The sequence below is a fragment of the Actinoallomurus sp. CA-150999 genome, from assembly GCF_050942425.1.
Lineage (GTDB): Bacteria > Actinomycetota > Actinomycetes > Streptosporangiales > Streptosporangiaceae > Actinoallomurus.
In genome coordinates this window covers 167420-189412 of sequence record NZ_CP192063.1, presented here as the reverse complement: position 1 = coordinate 189412, position 21993 = coordinate 167420, and the positions used below count along the sequence as shown (strand labels likewise).

Genomic DNA, 21993 nt, shown 5'->3' with positions numbered 1-21993 from the left:
TCTCGACGCCTGCCCGGCGTCCGTACGCCACAGTTGGTAGGCGTCCGTCTTCGATCCGTGAACCTTTCCGGCCTCCGCCGCGTCACAAGAGTGCGGCCCGATCGTGGGAGCGTGGAACGGCGAATTGAGGAGGGTCTTTTGCCTGCGAAGAGGGTTACCTTCGGTGCGGTCGCAATAGTGACACTGGGCGTCTTCCTGACCGGTTGCAAAGGAGGTGCGGTGAGCGCGGCTTCGTCTCCCACCAGCACCGCGACTCCGGCCCAGAAAAGCGCGACGGCTTCGGTGGGTACGCAGGTGAAGGCGGGGGTGAAGTGCACCGACCAGAACGACTACTCGGGTGACTCCAGGTCCAACGCAGAGATCAACAGCATCGGCGAACGGACCGGCCACTGCCCTCCGGTCCAGGCTTCCGCCGCCTCGTCGGTCACGTTCAAACCGCAGCGGGTGACCGCCCCGCCGCCGAAATCGGGGATCGACCATAACGTCGTGGCGCTCGGCACCGTACGGTTGGCAACGGCCGCGAACCAGACCGCGTACGTGGTCTCGCGGTTGCGCGCGAACGCCGCCACCGTGCGAACGCTCGTGGACAACGAAGTGCGTTGCACGTGGCCGGGCGGCAGCAAGAACCTGGTGATGGGCCAGAACATCTACGCGGGCACGGGTCAGAACCCGCAGTGGGAAGACACCTGGATCGTCACCAAGTTCCTGCTGCACCCGGGCGTGGCCACGACGGCCACCTGCACGACGTACGCGAGGGTCGCCTCGCTTTACAAGCAGACGTCTTCGGTGCAGATCGCGGGCGGTTCTTTGGGGTTCGCCGACAAGTCGGTCAGGAACGCGGCGAACGGCAAGCCGCTCGATTACGAGATCCCCTACGGCGACCTGCCGGTGGACTCAGCTCACCGGACCGTGCGGCAGCCCGCGCTGCCGATCACCACTGCGCCGGCCGGGTTCCGCGAACTCAGCGTCTTCGGCGACGTGGACTACCAGGTGTGTCAGCGCGTCGGCGCGTGCAACAAGGCCGGCTCCTCGACTGCCCGGTTCACGTTGATCGTCAACCAGTGGAATGCGACGGGCAAGAAGATCTGCCACACGAACTCCTCGACGAGCGTCACCAAGACGATCCCGTACTGGGTCCACCACGCCGTAGTGCCGCTGTACACCCCGCACTTCGCGGTGTCGAAAGCACCGGGCTGCGCCCCGGTCTTCAACGCCTACGTGCGGGTGGACTGGCTGCGCGGCGAGACCGGCGCGGTGCAGGGCACGGCGGTCGGCCTGCCCGACCGGCGCGGTTCCACCTCGACGCATCGATCGGCGATGAGCCACCTCTACATCGTTCCGGCGTGACCTGATCCCCGGCGTGTGCGGCTGGATGACGCGCAGATCTCAGCGAGCTTCCTCGACGTCCGCTGGAAGAAGGGTCTGCAGCTGATCGCGGGTCGCCTGAGTTCCGCTGCGCTCGAGCTGGGCGATACGGCGCGCATGCGCGGTCTGGGCGGCTTCGAAGAGTTTGCGGATCTCGCGGCCGTTTCCCTGGTCGAACCTTTCGGTCTGACCGGTCACGTGATCGTGGACGGCGGAGCGCGTACTGGCGGGAACTTCGAAACCGGAGGACTCCGCGATGCTGATGAAGATATCGACCAGCTCGTCCGGGCCGTACGGGGCGAAGGCGATGGTCCGGGAGAACCGCGACGCGAGTCCGGGGTTCGCCGCGAGGAAGTCGTTCATCTCATCGGTGTATCCGGCGACGATGACGACGACCTCTTCGCGGTGGTCTTCCATGAGCTTCACGAGCGTGTCGATGGCCTCCTGCCCGAAATCGGTATTCGCGCCGAATTGCCGTGCGAGAGCGTAGACCTCGTCGATGAACAGCACCCCACCACGCGCCTCGTTGAACGTGGCGGTGGCCTTTTGCGTGGTGTGACCGAGGTACTGGCCGACCAGATCGCCCCGGGACGCTTCGACGAAGTGGCCTCGGGCCAGCACGCCGAGAGCAGCCAAGAGCTCCCCGTAGAGCCGCGCGACCGTGGTCTTTCCGGTTCCGGGCGGGCCTGAGAAGATCAGATGGCTCGAGATCGGTGTGGCGCCCAGGCCCTCCTGCTGCCTGCGCCGAGTGGCGGCGATCAGATCGATGGTGTCCCGGACCTGGCTCTTGACCTCCTCCAGGCCGATCATCGCACTGAGCCGGTCGAGAACCGCCTGGAGCTGTCCCGCGTCGCGGACCGCACCCAGCCTGGCACTCAGGCCGTTGTCGACGACGCCATCGAAGTCCTCGGGCAGCAGAAGGGTCAGGTCCTCCGATGACGCGGGACCGTCCTGGCCGGACAGTCGGAGCGCCTGCTGTTCAACGGCGGCTTCGAAGACGCGCCGGGCCTCCCGACCGTTGCCGAAGGTCTCGTCTCTCCGTACCCGCTGAAAGTGCGCGACAAGTGCCTCCTGCGCCTGCCCGGTGAGCCGAAAACCGTACTGCTCGGCGAGCGTCTCGGTAATGCTCGTCAACTCGGCCGGGCTGTAATTCTCGAATTCGATAGTGCGGGAGATACGCGACTTCAGGCCGGGATTCGCCGTCAAGAATTCGCGCATCTCGGCCGAATAGCCGGCGACGATGACGACGATCTCGTCGCGATGGTCTTCCATGAGTTTGACGAGCGCGTCGATGGCCTCCTGCCCGAAGTCGGTGCCGGTGCCGAACCGGCGGGACAAGGTGTACGCCTCGTCGATGAACAGCACTCCGCCCAACGCCTTGTTGAAGACGGCGGTGGTCTTCTGCGTGGTCTCGCCCAGCACCTGCCCCACCAGCTCCCCGCGCGACACCTCGGTGAACTGCCCGCTGGGGACCACGCCGAGAGCCGCGAGCAGTCGTCCGTACAGCCGGGCGACCGTGGTCTTGCCGGTGCCAGGGGCGCCGGCGAAGACCATGTGGCGGCCGATGGACGGTCCACTCGGCAGCCCAGCCTGTCTGCGCTGTTCGGCGATACGCAGGAGACCGACCAGCTTGCCGATCTCGCGCTTCACCTCCGCCAACCCCACCATCGCGGTCAACTCGGCGAGCAGCTCGTCGACGCTGAGCTCGGGCGCCGTGTCCGCGGTCTCCGGGGCGGCGGCGCCGGGTGCCGCCGGAGTCGCCGTCGTGGCGGCCCGGGAATCGGCAGGGGCGCCGATCTCGATTCCGAGGATGTCATCGGCACCGTTCGCCTCGGATTTCACCCGCTCCATGCGTACGTGTGCGCCGTCGGCCGTCACGATGCCCTGACCCGCGTTGCCCATGATCGTGCAGTCGCGGAGGACCACTCTGGCGCCCGGATCCACCGCGACGCCGATGCTCTTGTTGTGCGACACCTTGGCCCGATCGAGCGTGAGCACTCCTTCGTTCGCGGCCGATGCGCCGAACTGGGATTTGGTGATCGTGCCGCCGGTGAACCTGGCCGTGCCCGAACCGCTCACGGCCAGCCCGCAGTTCACCGACTGCATGATGTCGCAGTCCTCGAAATCGGCCGTGGAAGACTCGTCCACCAGCGCACCGTGGCGCTTTCCGTCCTCGATGCTTACTCTCCGCGCGGTCAGCGTTCCGTTGGCCGTGACCCAGACGCCTTCGGCCCCTGATCCGGTGATGAGGCACTCCTCCGCGGTGGCGGAGGCGTTGTCGCGGACCACAAGGCTGCACTGACCCGACGCGCGGAGCCGAGAGTCGCGGACAGTGGCCTTGGCGTGCCCCTGCGCCAGGATGCTCGCGGACTTGGAGCCCTCGACCTCACAACGCTCGATCAGCGGCGTCGAGCCCTCGGCCACCCAGATGCCGTGTTCGCCCGCACGCTGGACGCGGCAGTCTCGAACGGTGACCCTGCTCGCGTTGCGGATGGCGATCCCGCAAAGATCGGCGTCGAACACCTCGGTGTGCTCGACAAGACCGGCGGAATCGGAGTAGACGATGCCACCGCCGTGGACGCGGCTGTGCCGGACGAAGAGCTCGGCTCCATCCCACACGCTGATCGCGCGGCTCGACTTGCTCACCAACTCACACTGTTCGACGATCAGCGTGCCGCCCACCGCCTCCAGGACGTTGCCGTCGACGTTCCAGTTGTGCAACGTCAGGCCCCGCAGGGTGACGTGGCCCTCGACCCGCAGCGTGTAATTCCCGTTGCAGTTCACCGTGACCGTCCCAGGACCCCCGGCCGCGGTGATCACCGCGTTCCCCCAGTATCTGAGGGCGTCCGAACGGTAGTTGCCCGGCTCCACGACGATGTGGCGCAGCTGCTCGCCGGGCGGCCCCGAAGCCCTCGCTGCGTCAGCGATCGTCGGGAAGGCCCGTGGATTTGTCTGGGACACGACAAAGCCCCGCACTGGGCCTCCCCCCTGATCGGCAAAATGCATGCCACCACAGATACCGCCTGCATGGCCATGTTTGCCACTTCCGACGGCGACAGGTCCGATCCGAACTCGGCCGCCGGTCCTGGTGCTGGTGAGCCCGAGGTGCCGCCGCCACTCCGCAGCGGCTGAAACCGATCACCCACGGAATCGGCGCTTCGCCGGCCGCTGGGGATTCGTCCGCCGCCGTTCGAGCTTCGGGACCGGCTCGCCGTTCTCCCACTTCCGTTGATGCACGTAGGCCTCCGGCGCATCGTTGGCCCAGCATTCCGAGGTTAGGCTTCCCCGACGGTTCGACGACGATCTTGAGGGGGATGACGCGGCACCATGGAGGTATCCCTGCGTGAAACTCAGGACAGCGACCTGCCCGTCTTCTGGGAGCAACTGACGGACCCGCAACTACAGCACATGGCGGCTGCTACCAGGAAGTATCACTACGACCGCGGTCACTTCGACCAGTTCTGGGCCAAGGTGCGGTCCGATTCAGCGGTGCTCTTGCGAACCGTTCTCGCAGACGGCGTTGTGGCAGGGTACGCCACAGTCAGCGGGGCGTCCTCCGAGCGGGAGGTCTCCTATGTCGTCGGGCGGTCTTACTGGGGTCGAGGCATCGCCTCGCAGGCGCTCGCTGAGCTGATCAGGCTGGAGGACACCCGGCCGCTGCACGCCACCGCTGCTGCTGACAATGCCGGTTCGGTCCGTGTGCTGGAGAAGTGCGGCTTCGTCATGACAGGGCGCGGTCGTTCCTTCGCGCGGGCTCGGGGGCAAGAGATCGATGTCGTGCACTTGACGCTGAGCTGAGCACGAGAGTCCCCCAGCAGAGTTACTCATCCGGCCTGCGCGACGACGCGCCCCTGTGACCGCCGGCGGACGGGGCAGGCGCGTCGCGATGCGCGGCCCGCCGACGTCGATGAGCCTGGCTCTGTTCGGGTCCTGACCCAGGTGGCTCAAAATCAAAGGCCCGTTCCTGACTCGGAACGGGCCTTCGACATGGTGCGCAGCCGGAGGGATCCGAACCCCCAACCTTCTGATCCGTAGCCGACGGTGGCGCATGCTCGATGCGCCGCGACCATGAGCTATAGGTGCCTCGTGACCGGGATCGTGTGGCGACGGTTGTCGTCGTTGTCGTCACCACTGTCGTCGGCCAGGAGGCTGCGGTTTCGGTACAAAGCCCATCCTGATCGCACCACCGCGCCCCCGGCCCTGCGGGCGCACCAGCCAGGGACGCGGTCACGTACGCGTGTCAGAGACAGACGCCCGACGGCGCTTTCGCGCAGCGCGCCCGTGCTCCTTGACGTTTTTTTCCATGTCTTTCACGCGAGCGAGCGCCGCCAACAAGTCAGCGTGCAGCTCCGCCAGACCGGCCGCGTCTGGTGTCGGCTGCGGGGAGCCTGCGGCCTCGACGGCTGCCTTGCGAATGTAGGTGCTGAGCTTCATCCCGGCCGCATTGGCGGCATCGTCGATCAGCTTGAGTTCGTCCTCGCTGAACCTGGTTGACACCACCCGTTCGAGACTGACGGGTGCCTTGGCGTTGCGCTCGAACTCCTCGCGGTTGGCGTAGAAGTACTCGGCTTCTTCCTCTTCGGTCATCTGCTCGAGTGGCTTGCCAGTCGTCATGACGGATCCCTCTCATATGCGGTGATCGGGCGCGCCAGATCCAGCTCCTGCTTCCCCCACGTACGACGGATGGTCACGGGGTATTTGATCACGACGGTGATCCGCCGACCGCCGTCAGTTGTGCCATGGAGCAGATAGCGGTCTTCGTGCCGAGTGCCGTCGTCTTTGTACGTCGCGAAGATCTCATGTGGATTCCTGACGGCCTGATTGATCTCGTCCTCGGTCACGCCGTGGCGCTGGGCGTGATCGCGGTTCGCATCGTCCCACTCGAAAGGAAGCTCGATCGTCGGCTTCTCCACGAGCCACCTTCCTCATGTCATACATGCTAGCCCCGTTGTATGACAAGCTACAACCAGCACACGGGCAATCGCATGGCTTTGCCCATGGCGAAGGGCTTCGTAGGATGCCGCGTGATCAGAGAAGGCGGACACGGCAACGAGTGAGCGATCAGCCCGGCCGTGCTCGGCATCGCACATACGAAGGGCCCGTTCCTTGACCGGAACGGGCCCTTTGATCTGGTGCGCAGCCGGAGGGATTCGAACCCCCAACCTTCTGATCCGTAGTCAGATGCTCTATCCGTTGAGCTACGGCTGCTGGCGTCCAAGAGTGTACGGGACTTGACCTCAGCGCGCGAATCGAAACCCGTCCGCCCGCCGACGGCCGGGGCAGACCAGGGCGTTCGCGTCGAAGACCGCCATCGCTCGATCCGGCGGTGTACGCGCCCTTCCGGGCGTCCCAGGCCGCGCGGCCCTCACTGACCGCAGTTGCCGCGGACCGGCTGCTGCGTTCCGGTGTTCACGTCGACGTCGGGGATGTAGCCGCCGTCGATCTTGTCCCAGAGGGCGCTCGAGTGACCGGTGGGTCCCGTGACCGTGCCTCCTTCGACGGTGCAGTAGATCCGGACTCTCGTTCCCCGTACCAGCCGGGCGGTCACCGGCGTGCTCAGCCACTGCCCCTCGTGGACCAAGGCCACGGTGTACCCCGCCGGAACCATGATTATCCCGATTGCGGGCGCCGGGCCGGCGGCCACCGGTGTGACAGGGGCCGAGGCGGGTGATGACGGGGGCGAGGCGGGTGATGAGGACGGTGATGACTCTGGTGACGACGGGGTCGAGGCCGACAGGGGGGACGACGGCGAGGAGACGTTCACCGGTGGTTGCACCTGGGCGGGCGCGGAGCCGGATCCGGAGCCCGAGCCGGAGACGAGGGATGCGACCAGGCTGATGACCGCGACGATGACGGATCCGATGCCGGCGGTGAGCCAGTAGAAGAGATAGGGGTGCTTTCTCTGGTCGCGAGGCGAAGGCTGTTCGGTTCGCGTGTTCCCCGTCGACTGAACCATATGACATGCCTCTTTCCGGAAACCCACCCGAGTGAGATCGTTCGATCTCACCCCCCATTACCCTCGAGGGTAGGTTCGCGGCAGAAAGCAGAACATCCCAGATTTGTGGGATGCCCGACTACAATGCCACCGTGGCAAAAGCACGCCGAGATCGAGCTATCGCTGATTCGGTCCGGCGATTTCAGTCGAAGCTTCGGTCCGATACCGGGGCCGTCGAGATAATCGACCATGCCGTCGGCGCGCTGGCGGATGTCATGCCGACGGACGTGTGGTGCGGGGTCCTGCTCGATCCGTCGACGATGCTGGACACCGGGGGCGAGCACACGCACGGTTTCCCGCCGGAGTACATGAGCCGTCTCTTCCAGATCGAGCACGTCGAGCAGGACGACGTCGACAACATCCGCGCGCTGGCCCAGCGGGCCGCCCGGGTCAGCGTGCTCAGCGAGTCCACCCACCACGACCTGGCGACCAGCAAGTACTACCGGGAGATCCTCGAGCCGCTGCGGCTCTCGGACGAACTGCGGGTGATGCTCCGCGACGGCGACCGGGTCTGGGGTCTGCTGGTTCTGTGCCGGGGCGAGGGCAGCCGGCCGTTCGACGCCGGTGACGTGGCCCTGGCGGAGGCCGTCAGCCGGCCCGCCTCGGACGCGCTGCGGCGTTCGCTACTCCTGTCGGGCCTCGACCGGGGTGACCTTCCCGACGCCCCCGGGCTGATCATGCTCGATGCCGACCTGCGGATCCGGTCGCTCTCGGACACCGCCCGGCACTGGGTCGACCGGCTCCAGGAGAGCGGATCGACCGATGACGGCACCTGCCCCTATGCCGTTCAGGCGCTGGCCGCGCGCGCCTGTACGACGACGCCGGGCACGCCGGTGCGGTCCCGGGCGCCCATCGGCTCGGGCCGCTGGCTGACGTTGCACGCCTGGACGGTCGATCAGGGCGGTGAGCCCGCGACCGCCATTTCCATCGCTCCCGCGGAGGCGAGAGATCTCACGGCCATCATCCTCGACGTTTACGGATTGTCCGTCCGCGAACGCCAGATTACCCAGCACGTACTCCGGGGTAACTCGACCAATGAGATCGCGCGGCGCCTCCACCTTTCTCCGTACACGGTCCAGGATCACTTGAAGTCGGTTTTCGACAAGGCGGGCGTGCGAAGCCGTCGGGAGCTCACTGCGAATCTGTTCTTCCGCCATTACTTTCCTCAGCTCGCGGATCCTCCCCTGTCGACGGACGGCAGGCTCATCAACGGTGTGGACGGCTGACGGATTCGACGGAGTCGTCTGCCCCGGCCGGCTCAAGCCGGGGGAAGGTCTCCCCGTCGTCATGTCTCCCCCGGCACGACGACTGATTGAACGACACGACCGATGTGGCGCGCCATCCGGAGTTCGTGGCTCTGAAGAAGACCAAGTCGTACGCGGACGGCGTCGGGCCGGCGACGACGCTGATCATTCCGGTGGACGCGTCGAACCATGCCGGTGCGCCGACGACGCTCGTACGCGACGCGCACCGGGTGGGGCTGAAGGTGCATCCGTGGACGGTGCGGCCGGAGAACGACTTCCTGCCCGCGGAGTATCAGCAGGGCAACCCGGGTTCGCCGAGCTTCGAGCGGGCGGCGGGTGACGCGTCGCGGTTCCTGGCGGACCTGTACCGGCTGGACGTGGACGGGATCTTCTCCGACGACTCGGCGCTGGCGGTGTCGACCCGGCATCGCCAGCGCCGCTGATCGCCATGTGGACGCCCCGTACCGGCCGCCGGTACGGGGCGTTCGCGCTCAGTTCTTCGTAGTGGCTTTTGCGGTAATTCGGGTGATCTTGTGACCTATCCTTGACACTGGTGTAAATCAGGAGCGCTGCCGTCCGGTCCGATACGTGGAGCACGTGCATGGCAAGGTGGTCACGGTTCGCCCCCACCGCCGACAAGCGTCTCGTCAAGGCGTTGCAAGAGGGGGACGAGGAGACCCTGGCGACGCTGTACGACGTGTACGCCGAGCGGTTGTACGACTACTGTTCGGCGCTTCTCGACGATGACAAGGCCGCCGCGGACGTCGTGCACGACACCTTCATCGACGCGGCGCGCCGAGCGCCCCGCCTGCGCGAGCGCGAGCGGCTCCGCGCCTGGCTGTACGCCTCGGCGCGGCGGCGCTGCCTCCTCCGCAAGCGACCGGCCGCGATGGCGGACGACCAGGCCTTCGCCCGGCTCGACTTCTTCCACCGTGAGGTGCTCTTCCTCGTTCACCGCCACGACCTGACCGGCGAGGACCTGGCCGCGACGCTCGGTGTCACGACGCGCCGGGCTCAGGAGCGGCTGAGCCGCGCCGCGCGGCAGTTCCCCGACGGGGAGGAGGTCGTGGACGCCGTACCGGTGCCCGAGCCTCCTTCCTCGCTGCGGCATCGGGTGCTCCACGCGGGCACCGATCCGGAACTCGCCGGATACCGGACGGAGATCGCCGCGCGTGGCGGTGCCCTGACGCCCGAGGGGATGCCCAAGCAGCCCGACGCGCCGTCCCGGCTGGCGCGGCGGTGGGCGTTCGCGAGCGGCGGGTCGGTGGCGGCGGTGGCGACCGCGGTCGTCGTGATGATGTTCATCGGCCCGAACGTGCCGGTCCCGGACCTGCAGTGGCCCGGCCAGAGTAAGCCGCGGCCGAAGACGCCGACCTCCCGGACGCATCGGTCCAAGATTCCCGTCGCCGCCACGCCTCGGACCGCGCCACCGAAGGGGCCGGAACTCCCGGGACCGGAGCTGGTCCCGTCGCCCGGCCCGACGAAGTCCCCGCCGAAGAAGTCGCCGAAGCCGCCCAAGGGCACGCTCGTGGTGAGCCCGGTGTCGATCCACCTGTATGCCATGAGCAAGATCGCCGACATCCAGCTCACCGCGAAGAACGGCAAGGTCGCCTGGAACGCCACCAACTCCGACCCGCAGATCGTCCTTTCCAACGTGACCGGCGAGATCTCGGCCGGTGAGCACGCCACGGTCCAGGTCATCCTGGACCGGAAGGGCATCACGCCTCCCGGGCAGACCGTGGTGACGCTGACCGACGGGGCGGGCCGCTCCACGCCGGTCACCGTCACCTGGGACCTGTCCCTCTTCTGACCCGCGACGCTCTGCTCACGGGATGCAGCGACGCCGTCGGTCAGCCCCGGCCGCCGGGAAGAGCGACGAGTTTCGCGACGTGCCCTCCGCCACCGCCTTCCCCGATCGCCCGGAGCACCGGCTGAGCGAGCTCCTCCTCGACCGCGCGCCGCTGCACGAAGCCGTGGTAGAGGACGCCCTTGGCGTTGACCCGCACCGCCTGGAAGTCCTGCGGATCGAGGGAGCAGAACCCGGTCCGTACGACGTCCTGGTAGAGCGTCTGGGAGACGATCAGCGCGACGTCGCGGTGCTGCTGGTCGGCGAGCACGCGGCGCAGCGGCTTGGCGTTGAGCAGGCGGCTGACGACGATGGGGGCGTCGCCCGCCGGCCCGAACGGTCCGGGCGTGAGGGTGCCGTGGTGCAGCGCGACGCGCAGTCGCAGCCGCCGGCCCCCGGTCCGCGCTTGGTTGAACTCGCCAAGGACGGTCTCGAGCTGGCGCGTGAAGTCGCCGACGACGAGGGAGACGTCGACGTCCTCGGGCAGGACCGCGAGCTCGCCGTCGCCGCTGACCTGCTCGTACCACAGGCTGCGGTCGAGGCCGACGTTCTGCGCGGCCAGACTGAGGATGTTGCGGAGATCAGTCTGTGCGCGCAACTGTCCCCGCGCGTCGCGCGTACTATATTTCTCGACGTCGACCGCCAGAAGAAGACGGTAGATAAGGCGAACGTCGGCATAAACGTCCGTGTGCGGCATGGCCACCTCCAAAGCAAACTGGGCTTTGCGCCCCCATTCGCTCCACTTCGGAGAGAGTGTGCCCCTCAGAGGATGACCAGCGCCTCTCTTTTTCTTACCTGCCCGATGCCCTTCCGGTGAGCGGTGAATCCAGCGACCCTTAGACGCACGACGACCGGATGGGGATCCTTGAGGTAAGAAAAAGCTTACCGAAGCGGCAGGCGACCTGTCGGATTACGACGGCGGCCGAATCAGTCCTTCCTGGTCAGGAGGCCGACGTCGCGAACGAAGCCCGCCCGCCGATCTCAACCGGAGAGGCTCGTGGCAGTCAGAGCGATCAAGAGCGCTACACATTAGCCCAGTTTTACGGCGTTTAGGGCAATTTGCCGCTTCCTTGCCGCCCGACGCGGTGACCTTCATCGGCCTTACGTCCTCGCCCTCTCTTACATCGCCCTTACACTCCGGCACTTCGCCCTTACGCTCCAGTGCCACTTCTCCCTGCCGGTACGTCGCCATTCCGCCGACGACGCCCGGACGGACGGGGCCCGTCCGGCGCGGCGCGGGACGCCAGGGACGAGCCGGGCCCCAGTCCGACTACTTGAAGTGACAATAGGGTAACTAGCTGTCGTGACCGACATAAGGGAGGAGCGCCCGCGCGATGGCCGGCTCCTGGTCATCGGCGGTGCGGAGAACCGCACCTGCGGGACCGGACCTCTCGAGGAGTTCGTCGCCCTCTCCGGCGCACGGGACTCGCACATCGTGATCGTGACCACGGCCACCGAGATGCCCGAGGAGGTGGCCGCCGAGTACACCCGGGTGTTCCGCCGGCTCGGCGTCTCCTCCGTCACCGAACTCCGGCTCCCGCACCGCGCCACCGCCGACAGCCAGGCGGCGCTCGACGTGCTCCGGAAGGCCACCGGCGTCCTGTTCAGCGGCGGTGACCAGTCGCGCATCCGCGGCCTCGTGGGGTCGAAGGTCAACGCCCTGCTCCGGCGGCGGCTCGGCGGCGACGGGCTCGTCATCGCGGGTACGAGCGCGGGCGCCACCGCGATGGGCCGCTGGATGATCCTCGGAGGCGACGGTCACGAGGTCTCCGCCTCGGCGGTACGGCTCGGCCCCGGCCTCGGCCTGCTCGACGACGTGCTCATCGACATGCACTTCGCCGAACGCGGCCGGCTGCCGCGGCTGCTCAGCGGCATCGCGCTCGACACCCGGCGGCTGGGCGTCGGCATCGACGAGGACACCGCGATCGTCGTCCGTAAGGGCCGCTTCGAAGTGATCGGCAGCGGCGTCGTGACCGTCGTGGACGCCGACCAGGCGACCGTCGGGTACGCGGACTGCGACGACGATCCGATCGTCCTCTTCCACGTACGCCTGCACCTCCTTCCGGCCGGCTGCTGGTTCGACATGGAACAGCGCAAACCGTGGTTCGGCCCCCTACCCGCAGAAGAGGAGTGAACCGTGCACCTCGAGCATCTGCGCTGGCTGAACGGTCCCAACGTGTACACCGCGCGACCGGTGGTGATCGCCCGTCTCGATTTAGGAGAACTGACCGAGCAGGAGACCACCGACGTCCCCGGCTTCGCCGGGCGGCTCGAGTCGGTCCTGCCGGGCCTGGCCGACCACCACTGTTCCGCGGGCCGGCCGGGCGGGCTGCTGGCCGCGATGGCCCGGGGCACGTACTTCGGGCATGTCACCGAGCACGTGACGCTCGAACTGTCCGCGGTGATCGGCCGGGACGTCTGCTTCGGCCGTACGGTCTGGGCCGGAGCGCCGGGATGCTACGACGTCATCCTCGAACGCCCCCGGGACGAGCCCGCCGAAGGCTCGCTCGTCGGCGGGCTCATCGAGCTCGCCATCCGGACGGTGACCGGTCTGGTGAACGAGGGCGAGGTGGGCGGCGCGTTCGACGCCGAACTCGCCGCCCTCGCCGCCGCGTACGAGCGGACCCGCCTCGGCGTCAGCACCGCGGCGCTCGCCTCGGCGGCCCGGCGTCGGGGCATCCCCGTCCGCCGGGTCGGCGACCTCAACCTGCTCCACCTCGGATACGGACGGCACCGGCGTACGGTGTGGGCGGCGATGACCGACCGGACCTCCGCCATCGGTGTGGAGACGGCCGGGGACAAGATGCTCACCAAACGGCTGCTGGAAGGGGCCGGGCTGCCGGTGCCGGAGGGTCTCGTCGTGGCGACCGCCGAGGAGGCGATCGCGGCCTTCCACGAGATCGGCGCCCCGGTCGTGGTCAAGCCGCCGGCCGGCCACCACGGGGCCGGCGTCGCGATCGAGCTGACCGACCCCGAGGAGGTGGCCGCCGCGTTCTTTGCGGCCTCCGCCGACGAGGGCGCCGCGCTCGTCGAGGCGTACGTGCCCGGCCGGGACCACCGGGTGCTCGTCGTCGGAGATCGCGTGGTCGCCGCCGCCGAGCTCAGCCCGGCCCGGGTGACGGGCGACGGCATCTTCACGATCGCCGAGCTGGTCGCCGCGGCCAACGCCGACCCGGCGCGCGGCGAGGGCCACGACCGTCCGCTCACCCGACTCGTGCTCGGCCCCACGGAGCTGGGCCACCTGGCCCGGCAGGGCCTGCGACCGGACTCCGTGCCGGACGCCGGCCAGGTCGTGACGCTGCGCCGCAACGCCAACCTGTCGACCGGCGGGACCAGCAAGGACGTCACCGACTCCGTCCACCCCGACGTCGTACGGCTCTGCCGCCGCGTCGCGGCGACGGTCGGCCTCGACATCTGCGGCATCGACCTGCGCCTGCCGGACATCACCGCACCGCTGCCCGCCGACGCCGGTGCCTCCGGCGTCATCGAGGTGAACGCCTCACCCGGCCTCCGCATGCACCTCGCGCCGTACGAGGGGCGGCCCCGCGACGTCGCCGCCGAGATCATCGACCGGCTCTATCCGCCCGGCACGTCCGGACGCGTGCCGATCGTCTCCGTCACCGGCACCAACGGCAAGACCACGACCGTACGCATGATCGCCCACATCCTGGCGCAGGACGGCCGGCGCGTCGGCATGACCACCACGGAGGGCGTATACGTCGGCGGGGAGCTGGTCTACAAAGCCGACGCGTCGGGTCCTCGCTCCGCCGCGATGGTGCTCGGGGACCGGACCGTCGACGCCGCGGTGCTGGAGACCGCGCGCGGCGGCGTCGTACGGCGCGGGCTGGGCTACGACCGCGCCGACGTCGCCGTCCTCACCAACATCACCGACGACCACCTCGGCGTCGACGACATCACCACGGTCGACGACCTGGTCGAGATCAAGGCCCTGGTCGCCGAGGAGATCCGCCGCGGCGGGCACCTCGTGCTGAACGCCGACGACCCTCGGACCGCCGAGCTCGCCGAACGTCCGCGCGTCCGGGACCGCGAACCGGCCGTCCGCTACTTCGGAATGTCGGCGACCACACCGTGCCTCGCCCGGCACCTCGGCGACGGCGGCGTCGCGTACTTCGTCGAGGACGGGGCGCTGACAGAAGGCCAGGGGACGCACCGGTACGCACTACTGCCGGTCGCCGACGTGGCCGGGGCGTTCGGGGGAAGGGCGCGGCACGTGATCGGCGACGCCCTGGCGGCCGCGGCCGCCGCACGCGCGCTCGGCGTACCGGCCGACCTGGTTGCACGAGGTCTCCGGTCCTTCGACCCGCACGAGCTGAACCCCGGGCGCGGCTGCGCCTTCCGGATCGACGATCGCCCGATCGTGGTCGACTACGCGCACAATCCCGCGGCCGTAGCCGCCGCCGGCGAACTCCTCCGGCAGGTCTGGGGACGCGACGGCGTGGCCGCCGTGACCTTGCCCGGAGACCGGTGCGACGAACTCGTCATCGACACCGCCCGCGCGGTCGCCCATTCGTTCGGCCGCGTCGTCGTGTACGAGGACGAGGATCTGCGCGGCCGCCGACCCGGCGAGATGTCCCGGCTGATCGTACGAGGGCTGGTCGACGCCCGCCCCGACGTTCGCTGCCACCCGGCGGGAGACCTCAAGGACGCCGTCGGCATCGCCCTCGGCGTCGCCACACCCGGCGAGCCGATCCTGTTGCTGTACGAGAAACTCCAGCCGGTGATGGACCTGCTGCACACCCTCGGCGCGGTCCGCGTGCCGGGCACGGGTTGACCGTTGACGGACAGCCGGACCGGGACGGGTTTGACGTCGACGGACTACCGGACCAGGGACGGATCGACTGTCGGTGGGTGACCGGACCGAGGACGGGACCATCGGCGGGCGACCAGGCCGGCCGCAGGCGGGATCGACGACCGCGTGCTGCGGCCGACCGCCCGTCGATGGTCAGAGCCACGCGTGTTCGCTGGCGATCCGGATCGCGTCGATCCGGTTGCGGGCCTCCGTCCGGCTGATGGCACTCGACAGGTGGTTCCGGACCGTCTTGACCGACAGCGACAGCACATCGGCTATCTCCGCGGTCGTGGCTCCGTTCGCCGCGATCCGCAGAACCTCCAGCTCGCGGGGTGTCAGTGGGTTCTCCCCGACGACGCGGGCGGTCTGCGCCAGCTCCGGATCGATCACCCGTCGGCCCGTCGCGACATGGCGGACGCAGCGCGTCACCAGTTCCGCCGGTGCCTGCCTGCTGATCAAGCCGAGCGGGTCGACGGCCAGTGCCCGGCGGACACCGCCCGGATCGGCTTGGTCGGCCAGCATCACGACCGCGCATCCGGACGCCACGGCATGGAAGCGGGTCGCCGCCTCCGTACCGGGGAGGTCCACGTCGATGACGGCCACGGCGGGCCGTAGCTCCGCCACGGCCGCCGCGAGAGCGTCCGCGTCCCATGCGTCGGCGACGACTTGGATATCAGGCTCGTCGTCGAGGCAGGCGGACAGCCCTAACCGGAGAATGTGCACGTGTTCGGCGACGAGCGTCTGGATGACCGGCTGGTGTGGGTCCTTCCGCTGCGCGCCCCACCGCCCATGCCGAGAACCCTCCCGTCGTTCCGACCCGCGATCGTTTCTGTTCATGTTTTCGCCCCTAGGGCAGCCGTGACCGCACTTTGCCCACTACATCGCAAATGAACCTTGCATGGCGCAATGTCGCTGAAAGGACAACGTCACAACGCCCTGCCGCCTCCGGTAGGACCCCGTGGCGACTCGGCGGAAACGTTCGCCGGAGTGCCCGCCACGTCGGTCGCCGACTTGCCCGTACGGCGGATGACCGCCTCACTCTGCTCCGTCGTCCCGGGCCTGCCCATCGGCCGGGCCTGAAGCGAAGGCCGTGCGAGGTGCCCCTGCGGCGGCCGGTTCGGGCGAGCCCCCGGAGGGCCGCGCCGGGGCAGCCGCCGACCCCACGGGAACGGGCGCCGCAGAAGCTGACCCCGCAGGCGCGGATGCCGCAGGAGCCGACCCCGTAGAGGCGGACCCCGCAGGCGCAGACGCCGCGGGCGCCAACACCGTGGGCGCGGACCCCGCAGGCGCAGACCCCACAGGGGCAGACCCGGCAGGCGCGGACGCCGCAGGGGCCGACGCCGCAGACGCGGAGCCCGCGGGCGCCGACGCCGCAGGCACCGACCTCGCTGGCACGGGCCTCGCAGGGGCAGACCCTGCGGGCGCGGACCCCGCAGACGCCGAGCCCGCAGGCGCCGACCTCGCAGGCGCGGACCCCGCTGGCGCCGACCTCGCAGGCGCGGACCCCGCGGGCGCCGACGCCGCAGGGGCGGACGCCGGCGCGGTGGGTGTGGTGCTCGGGTGCGGTGCCGGGACGGACGTCGGCTCCGAAGCCGCCCGGGCGAGATGGCGCGGAATGGACACCGACCCGGGCGCGGCCGTGGTCGGGATGGACATCGATCCGCTGATCCGTCTTCGTGGCCGAGTGGCGAGCGAGCGGACCCAGCGAGGCCAGACCCTATAGGCGGGAGCGCCCGGCCGGGCGGCACCGGCGAACGCCCGGCGTCGCCACCCCGTCAGGGAACCGCGCTGGACGACGGTCCCGGTGTGCGGGGCGTGGACGAAGCGGCCGTGGCCGACATAGATGCCGACGTGGCGGGCGCCGGAGAAGAAGATGAGGTCGCCCGGGCGCAGATGGTTGATGGGCACCTTGCGCCTGATCGTGTGGTACTGGATGTCGGCCCGATGCGGCAGGGGCACCCCGCCCCTCCGCCACGCGGCCATGGATAGGCCCGAGCAGTCGTACGATCGCGGCCCGGCCCCGCCCCATCGGTAGGGCTTGCCCATCTGCCGGTAGGCGAAGTGCACGGCCCGTCGGGCGGCGGCCCGCTGGGCGGTGACTCGTGTCAGGTAGTGCTCGTAGGCGTGCAGGATCCGCAGCTGCCGTTGGGACGGCCGGGCGGCGGCCGTCACCGCGGATCCGCGGTCCGTACGGGCCGACGCCTCGCCGGGCGTACAAAAGGCGAGCAGCACGCTCACCCCGATGACCGGATATCGCAGTAACGCGGGACCGGCCGAGCCTACGTGCGGCTTTACGACCGAAGCATATTCGTGACCAGGCGACGTCATCCACCATCCTCCAAATGGCGAGCGAGCTACTCAGCAGCAGCACATACCCCGAAAGAAGGGAGACGTACCATTACCCTTTTCGGCGCATTGCTCGCCATCTGGATATCGACCTGCTCCACAGAAAGGAAAGGTCAGTCCTGGTATTCAGATGTGTCAGATCCAAGTAAACACAGGCACCCGATCCGCCCGGCGATTCGAGCAATCGAGGACAGAATACCCGCCCGGAAAAATGAAAACCGCCCGGCCGGAGGACCGGCCGGGCGGAAATGCTTCAGGTCAGGAGGCGTTCCGGGCGATGGACGCGTCCCCGTCGCAGGACGAGGCGGCGACGCCGCGGATGGCCCCCGAGTTACCGCAGGCCACGATGGGCGCGGTGACCGGGATCATGGCCTGGTTGTTGCTGAGGATCTGGCCGCCGGCCATGTCGGTGCTCTGCGCCGAGTGCTGGGCGCAGGTCTCCTGGCAGGTGGCCGGCGCTCCGGCCTGCTGCTGGCACGCCTGCGAGCAGACCGGCGCCTCCGGCTTCGTGGGGGCCGCGGGAGCGCAGGCCTGCGGGCAGGCCGGCGCGGCGGGGGCCTCGGCCGCGGGAGCGCACGCGGCGTTGCAGGCGGTGGGTGCCTGCGCGCAGGACGCGTTGCAGGCGGAAGGCGCCTGGGCGCACGAGGCGTTGCAGGCGGAAGGCGCCTGCGCGGACGAGGCGCCGCTCGAGATGGACGAGTGGCCCTTGCAACTCGAGGCGGCGACGCCCTCGGCGGAGATCGCGTTGCCGCAGATGACGATCGGCGCGGTCACCGGCGCGGTGACCTGGTTGCCGCTACCGATGGACGACCCGCCGAGCGACGTGGCCGTGATGCTGCTGCTGCGGTGGTGGTAGCTGTAGCGGTAGCGCTGCGTGCTCCCGGTCGAGACGTTCGAGTGTGGGCTGAGCACGGTGATCGGGCTGCCCGCCAGCAGGTTGGTAATGGTCACCGGGACCTGCGCGCCGCCGGCGATGCTGTGGTCGCCGCTCGTCGTGTCGGCGTTGGCGATGCCGGTCCCGGCCGCCGCGAACGCGGCTCCGATGAGGACGGCGCGGGCCGCGCGAACAGTCCATTTACGCATGGTTCCCCCAAGGGTGTTTGTTTTCTTCGATGCTGATGCGGGGTGATTTCTCCGCCATCCTGCTGCGAATGACTTTTCGCCGAGCTACGTGCGCGGCGGGATCGCACGATCACGTCTTTTTCTGACCGGTCGAAAGGCTAACACCGCCGTTCCGCGCCGCCACTGCGCTGCGGATGGCCACGTAAAAGGGTCACCCGCTCGACCAAGCGCTTTTCCATGACGCGACCGGCACGGGCTCAGCGGCGCGCCGGAAACGCCAACGGACGGCAATGACCAAGGCCCCTATCGCGCACGAATCCTTGGTGTTGCCATGACCCACGACGCCGAGTGCCCGCCCGGCACGCCGCTCCGATGGCGGTCGAATGCCGCGATATATGAGGTGACGTGCGGCGATGTCGTTCCTAGGATCGCGGCATGCGCGATCTGGCTCGCCTGCCAAAGGCCCACCTGCACGTCCACCTGGAGAGCACCGTCCGGTGGGCGACGCTCCAGGAGATCGGGGCGGCCAATGGCGTTCCGGTCCCGGAGCGACACGGCGACGGCCCGGTCGCGTTCGAGGACTTCCGCGAGTTCGCCGACCTCGGCACGACCGTCCGCGACTGCCTGCGCCGTCCGGAGGACTTCCGGCGGATCGCGGTGGAGTTCTGCGCGGACGAGGCCGCGCAGGGGACCCGTTACGCCGAGGTCACCTTCACGGCGGCCGCGCACGGTGAGCGTCTGGGCCGGCCTGAGATGCCGTTGGAGGCCGTCCTCGACGGACTCGCCGAGGGACAGGCCGCGTACGACATCGAGTGCCGGGTGATCCTGGACCACTCGCGGCGGCGTTCGGTGGACCGCGCCCGGCGCACCGTCGAGCTGGCGGCCCGCCACGCCGCGGACGGGGTCGTCGGCATCGGCATGGCCGGCGACGAGTCCCACCCCCTTGCCCCCTTCGCCGAGGTCGTCAGGGAGGCTCGGGACGCCGGGCTGCGCCTGGTGCACCACGCCGGCGAGATGTGCGGACCGGCGAGCATCCGCGAGGCGATGACCGTCGGCCAGGCCGATCGGCTCGGCCACGGCATCCGCGTCCTGGGCGACCCGGACCTCGTCGCCGAGGTACGGGACCGGGCACTGCCGCTCGAGGTCTGCCCGTCCTCGAACGTCGCACTCGGCCTGGTGCCCTCGTTCGCCGCCCACCCGCTGCCCCGGCTACGCGACGCCGGGCTGACGGTCACCATCAGCACCGACATCCCGGTCATCATCGGCACGACCCTCACGGAGGAGTACGCCCGCGTCCGTGACGCCTTCGGGTACGACGACACCGTGCTGGCCGCGTTGTCTCGTGCGGGAGTCGACGCCTCGTTCGCTCCGGAGGCGACCAAGGCCCGGCTGCACCAAGAGATCGACGCTTGGCTGTCCACACCCGCCTCCTGAACGACGCCGGGGACTGCGCCCGGAGGGCCTTCCGCCGGGCGCAGCGGGTACCTAGGCGGCTCGGTAGGTGAGCAGGACGAGGCCGTCACCGACGGCGCGGGTGCCGGCGAGGCGCATGGACTTCTTGCCGCTGGGACGTTCTCGCTGATGACGATCTTTCCCATGTCGGCTCTCCTTTGCTGGCGTTGCCGGCTACCACCGATCTAGACGCCGCGACGCCGGGAAAGGGGGCGCTCGGCGACCGCCCCTTTCGCACCTCGGCCGGCGTCCGTACAAGTGGAAGCGCGACAAGGTGCACGAGAGAGGTGGCAAGAGTGGAGTTGGTGAGAGCCGACCTGATCGGCAGGGCGCGGGCCGGTGACGGCGAGGCGTTCCGGGCGCTGACCGAGCCGTACCGCCGCGAGCTACAGGTGCACTGCTACCGGATGCTCGGGTCCTTCCAGGACGCCGAGGACGCCCTCCAGGACACGTTGTTGGCCGCCTGGCGGGGTCTCGGAGGGTTCGACGGGCGTGCCGCGATCCGTACCTGGCTCTACCGGATCGCGACCAACAGGTGCCTCAGCGCGCTCCGCTCGGCCAGTCGACGCCCGGTCAAAGAGTGGGACATCCCCGGGGTCGAACCACCCGAGCCGACGCGGCTCGGCGAAGTCTCCTGGCTCGAGCCGTACCCCGACACGCTCCTCGAAGGGACGATCGATCTACGTCCGGAGGCCCGCTACGAGCAGACCGAATCCATCTCGCTGGCCTTCGTGACCGCGCTTCAAGTCCTGCCGCCCCGCCAGCTCGCCGTCCTCATCCTGCGTGACGTCCTCGGATTCCACGCGAACGAGGTGGCCGACATGCTGGACACGACCGTTGAATCGGTCAAGAGCGCTCTCAAGCGGGCGCGCGCCGGCCTGCAGCGCCGCCGGTCGACGGCCACCGACCGCGAACCGCCTCCCGCCGCCGACTCGCCCGCCGAGGATGCGATCGTGGCGAAGTTCGTCAGCGCGTACGAGTCCGCCGACATCGACGCGCTGGTGGCCCTTCTGACCGACGACGTCTTCGTGTCCATGCCACCGCTGCCCTTCGAATACGAGGGCCGAGACGTCGTGGCCCGCTTCTGCGGCCTCCTCTTCGGCGCGGGCCGGAGATTCGACCTCGTTCCGACGCGAGCCAACGGTCAGCCGGCGTTCGGCGCCTACCTGCGCGCCCCGACCGGCATCCGCCACGGGACCGGCCTGTTCGTCCTCACCCTCGCCGGCGACCGAGTCTGCGGCATGACCCGCTTCGAGAACAGCGTGCTCCCGTCGTTCGGGCTACCCAGGTCGCTCCCTCGCCTCCGGAACCCGGGATAGGGCTCCGTCACAGGCCACCGGTCAGCGGCTCCGCAGCAGGGCGCCGCGGACGAAGGCCGCCTGCCCGGCGTGCTGCAGATCGTCGGCGATGACGCTGACCAGCCGTACGCCCAGGGTCACCGGCGGGTCCCAGGAAGGGTCGACGATCCGGGTGAGGTCGTCGTCGGTCAGCGAGCCGACGTACGTGATGCTCTGCTGGTACACGGCGTCGTGGTAGCCCGTCAGCAGCTCCGCCGACTCGACGCGGACCGCCGCCACCTGGTCGGGCGCGTGGCCGTACCCCGTGTCCGACACGTCGAAGGGCAGGCCGAACCGCTCGGCCCAGCCCCGGGACGTCCACGCCTGTGTCGTGCCGGCGGCGTCCGCGAGGTGGTCGTCCTGGATACGGGTGAGGTGCCACGTCAGCCAGGCGATGGAGTTCGCGTCGGGGTCGACGCGGAAGGCCAGTTCCTCGGGGCCGAGGCCGTCGACGGCCCGGTGCACGGCGTCCCGGATCCGGCCGAACGCGTCGGTGAGCAGATTCGCAGTCGTCACCGGGACGGTCCTACCCAGGA

At 69.2% G+C, this 21993-nt stretch carries 19 protein-coding genes and 1 tRNA gene; 10 read left to right on the top strand and 10 right to left on the bottom strand.

All coding sequences use genetic code 11. The features are described 5' to 3' along the window. The first annotated feature begins 219 nt into the window (after positions 1-219). Entirely contained in the window at positions 220-1347 is a 1128-nt protein-coding gene (locus ACQP2O_RS01005; RefSeq protein ID WP_433179225.1) for a hypothetical protein, read from the top strand. A 39-nt stretch (positions 1348-1386) separates the two neighbouring features. On the opposite strand, the gene ACQP2O_RS01000 is transcribed toward ACQP2O_RS01005, so the two are convergent. After that, positions 1387-4326 (bottom strand): AAA family ATPase, encoded by a 2940-nt coding sequence (locus ACQP2O_RS01000; RefSeq protein WP_433179224.1) that lies wholly within the window; start codon positions 4324-4326, stop codon positions 1387-1389. Between the two features lie 366 nt (positions 4327-4692). On the opposite strand from ACQP2O_RS01000, the gene ACQP2O_RS00995 reads away from it, so the two are divergent. After that, positions 4693-5163: a GNAT family N-acetyltransferase gene (locus tag ACQP2O_RS00995; RefSeq protein WP_433179223.1), complete on the top strand. Its 471-nt coding sequence runs from the start codon at positions 4693-4695 to the stop codon at positions 5161-5163. A gap of 429 nt (positions 5164-5592) precedes the next feature. Here ACQP2O_RS00995 and ACQP2O_RS00990 read toward each other — a convergent pair whose 3' ends face one another. The 4 genes from ACQP2O_RS00990 to ACQP2O_RS00975 form a co-directional block, all read right to left on the bottom strand. Beyond that, positions 5593-5979: a plasmid mobilization protein gene (locus ACQP2O_RS00990; protein ID WP_433179222.1), complete on the bottom strand. Its 387-nt coding sequence runs from the start codon at positions 5977-5979 to the stop codon at positions 5593-5595. Continuing rightward, complete coding sequence (locus tag ACQP2O_RS00985; RefSeq protein ID WP_433179221.1) at positions 5976-6278, bottom strand: hypothetical protein; 303 nt, start codon at positions 6276-6278, stop codon at positions 5976-5978. The genes ACQP2O_RS00990 and ACQP2O_RS00985 overlap by 4 nt, the downstream gene beginning before the upstream one ends. A 222-nt stretch (positions 6279-6500) precedes the next feature. Further along, positions 6501-6573 (bottom strand) — tRNA-Arg (locus tag ACQP2O_RS00980). Between the two features lie 157 nt (positions 6574-6730). After that, positions 6731-6973: a hypothetical protein gene (locus tag ACQP2O_RS00975; RefSeq protein ID WP_433179220.1), complete on the bottom strand. Its 243-nt coding sequence runs from the start codon at positions 6971-6973 to the stop codon at positions 6731-6733. On the opposite strand from ACQP2O_RS00975, the gene ACQP2O_RS00970 reads away from it, so the two are divergent. The 4 genes from ACQP2O_RS00970 to ACQP2O_RS00955 all read left to right on the top strand — a co-directional run bounded on the left by ACQP2O_RS00970 (position 6972) and on the right by ACQP2O_RS00955 (position 10414). Beyond that, positions 6972-7247 carry a hypothetical protein gene (locus ACQP2O_RS00970; protein ID WP_433179219.1) on the top strand — a complete coding sequence of 92 codons (276 nt, stop codon included), beginning with the start codon at positions 6972-6974 and terminating at the stop codon, positions 7245-7247. The genes ACQP2O_RS00975 and ACQP2O_RS00970 overlap by 2 nt on opposite strands. Before the next feature lie 184 nt (positions 7248-7431). Then, entirely contained in the window at positions 7432-8586 is a 1155-nt protein-coding gene (locus tag ACQP2O_RS00965; protein ID WP_433179218.1) for a LuxR C-terminal-related transcriptional regulator, read from the top strand. An 86-nt stretch (positions 8587-8672) separates the two neighbouring features. Then, complete coding sequence (locus ACQP2O_RS00960) at positions 8673-9047, top strand: glycerophosphodiester phosphodiesterase family protein (protein WP_433179217.1); 375 nt, start codon at positions 8673-8675, stop codon at positions 9045-9047. Positions 9048-9205: 158 nt separating this feature from the next. Next, the gene (locus ACQP2O_RS00955) at positions 9206-10414 is read left to right on the top strand and encodes an RNA polymerase sigma factor (protein ID WP_433179216.1); all 1209 of its coding nucleotides are present in this window, start codon (positions 9206-9208) and stop codon (positions 10412-10414) included. A 40-nt stretch (positions 10415-10454) separates the two neighbouring features. Here ACQP2O_RS00955 and ACQP2O_RS00950 read toward each other — a convergent pair whose 3' ends face one another. Beyond that, entirely contained in the window at positions 10455-11048 is a 594-nt protein-coding gene (locus ACQP2O_RS00950) for a hypothetical protein (RefSeq protein WP_433179215.1), read from the bottom strand. A 705-nt stretch (positions 11049-11753) separates the two neighbouring features. On the opposite strand from ACQP2O_RS00950, the gene ACQP2O_RS00945 reads away from it, so the two are divergent. Beyond that, positions 11754-12584: a cyanophycinase gene (locus ACQP2O_RS00945; protein WP_360901658.1), complete on the top strand. Its 831-nt coding sequence runs from the start codon at positions 11754-11756 to the stop codon at positions 12582-12584. A gap of 3 nt (positions 12585-12587) precedes the next feature. Next, the gene (gene cphA, locus ACQP2O_RS00940; RefSeq protein ID WP_433179214.1) at positions 12588-15242 is read left to right on the top strand and encodes a cyanophycin synthetase; all 2655 of its coding nucleotides are present in this window, start codon (positions 12588-12590) and stop codon (positions 15240-15242) included. 171 nt (positions 15243-15413) lie between these two features. On the opposite strand, the gene ACQP2O_RS00935 is transcribed toward cphA, so the two are convergent. The 3 genes from ACQP2O_RS00935 to ACQP2O_RS00925 all read right to left on the bottom strand — a co-directional run bounded on the left by ACQP2O_RS00935 (position 15414) and on the right by ACQP2O_RS00925 (position 18689). Continuing rightward, positions 15414-16097 (bottom strand): LuxR C-terminal-related transcriptional regulator, encoded by a 684-nt coding sequence (locus tag ACQP2O_RS00935; RefSeq protein ID WP_433179213.1) that lies wholly within the window; start codon positions 16095-16097, stop codon positions 15414-15416. Between the two features lie 198 nt (positions 16098-16295). Further along, a complete protein-coding gene (locus ACQP2O_RS00930; RefSeq protein WP_433190904.1) occupies positions 16296-17306 on the bottom strand; it encodes an NlpC/P60 family protein in 1011 nt (336 codons plus the stop codon). A 558-nt stretch (positions 17307-17864) separates the two neighbouring features. Then, a complete protein-coding gene (locus tag ACQP2O_RS00925) occupies positions 17865-18689 on the bottom strand; it encodes a chaplin family protein (protein WP_433179212.1) in 825 nt (274 codons plus the stop codon). Between the two features lie 414 nt (positions 18690-19103). Between ACQP2O_RS00925 and add the strand changes: the two genes are divergently transcribed. Then, entirely contained in the window at positions 19104-20102 is a 999-nt protein-coding gene (gene add, locus ACQP2O_RS00920; RefSeq protein ID WP_433179211.1) for an adenosine deaminase, read from the top strand. Positions 20103-20416: 314 nt separating this feature from the next. Further along, positions 20417-21439 (top strand): sigma-70 family RNA polymerase sigma factor, encoded by a 1023-nt coding sequence (locus tag ACQP2O_RS00915; RefSeq protein ID WP_433179210.1) that lies wholly within the window; start codon positions 20417-20419, stop codon positions 21437-21439. A gap of 21 nt (positions 21440-21460) precedes the next feature. Here the strand turns inward: ACQP2O_RS00915 and ACQP2O_RS00910 are convergent, their stop codons facing one another. Continuing rightward, positions 21461-21973: a mycothiol transferase gene (locus tag ACQP2O_RS00910; protein WP_433179209.1), complete on the bottom strand. Its 513-nt coding sequence runs from the start codon at positions 21971-21973 to the stop codon at positions 21461-21463. Positions 21974-21993 lie beyond the last annotated feature (20 nt).

What these genes read in the sequence shown, in the direction of transcription:
- ACQP2O_RS00925 (WP_433179212.1), bottom strand. Translation starts at nt 18,689, where the DNA reads ATGCGTAAATGGACTGTTCGCGCGGCCCGCGCCGTCCTCATCGGAGCC.
- ACQP2O_RS00995 (WP_433179223.1), top strand. Translation starts at nt 4,693, where the DNA reads ATGGAGGTATCCCTGCGTGAAACTCAGGACAGCGACCTGCCCGTCTTC.
- ACQP2O_RS00970 (WP_433179219.1), top strand. Translation starts at nt 6,972, where the DNA reads ATGATTATCCCGATTGCGGGCGCCGGGCCGGCGGCCACCGGTGTGACA.
- ACQP2O_RS00935 (WP_433179213.1), bottom strand. Translation starts at nt 16,097, where the DNA reads ATGAACAGAAACGATCGCGGGTCGGAACGACGGGAGGGTTCTCGGCAT.
- ACQP2O_RS00930 (WP_433190904.1), bottom strand. Translation starts at nt 17,306, where the DNA reads ATGGGCAAGCCCTACCGATGGGGCGGGGCCGGGCCGCGATCGTACGAC.
- ACQP2O_RS00965 (WP_433179218.1), top strand. Translation starts at nt 7,432, where the DNA reads ATGCCCGACTACAATGCCACCGTGGCAAAAGCACGCCGAGATCGAGCT.
- add (WP_433179211.1), top strand. Translation starts at nt 19,104, where the DNA reads ATGCGCGATCTGGCTCGCCTGCCAAAGGCCCACCTGCACGTCCACCTG.
- ACQP2O_RS00990 (WP_433179222.1), bottom strand. Translation starts at nt 5,979, where the DNA reads ATGACGACTGGCAAGCCACTCGAGCAGATGACCGAAGAGGAAGAAGCC.
- ACQP2O_RS00975 (WP_433179220.1), bottom strand. Translation starts at nt 6,973, where the DNA reads ATGGTTCCGGCGGGGTACACCGTGGCCTTGGTCCACGAGGGGCAGTGG.
- ACQP2O_RS00955 (WP_433179216.1), top strand. Translation starts at nt 9,206, where the DNA reads ATGGCAAGGTGGTCACGGTTCGCCCCCACCGCCGACAAGCGTCTCGTC.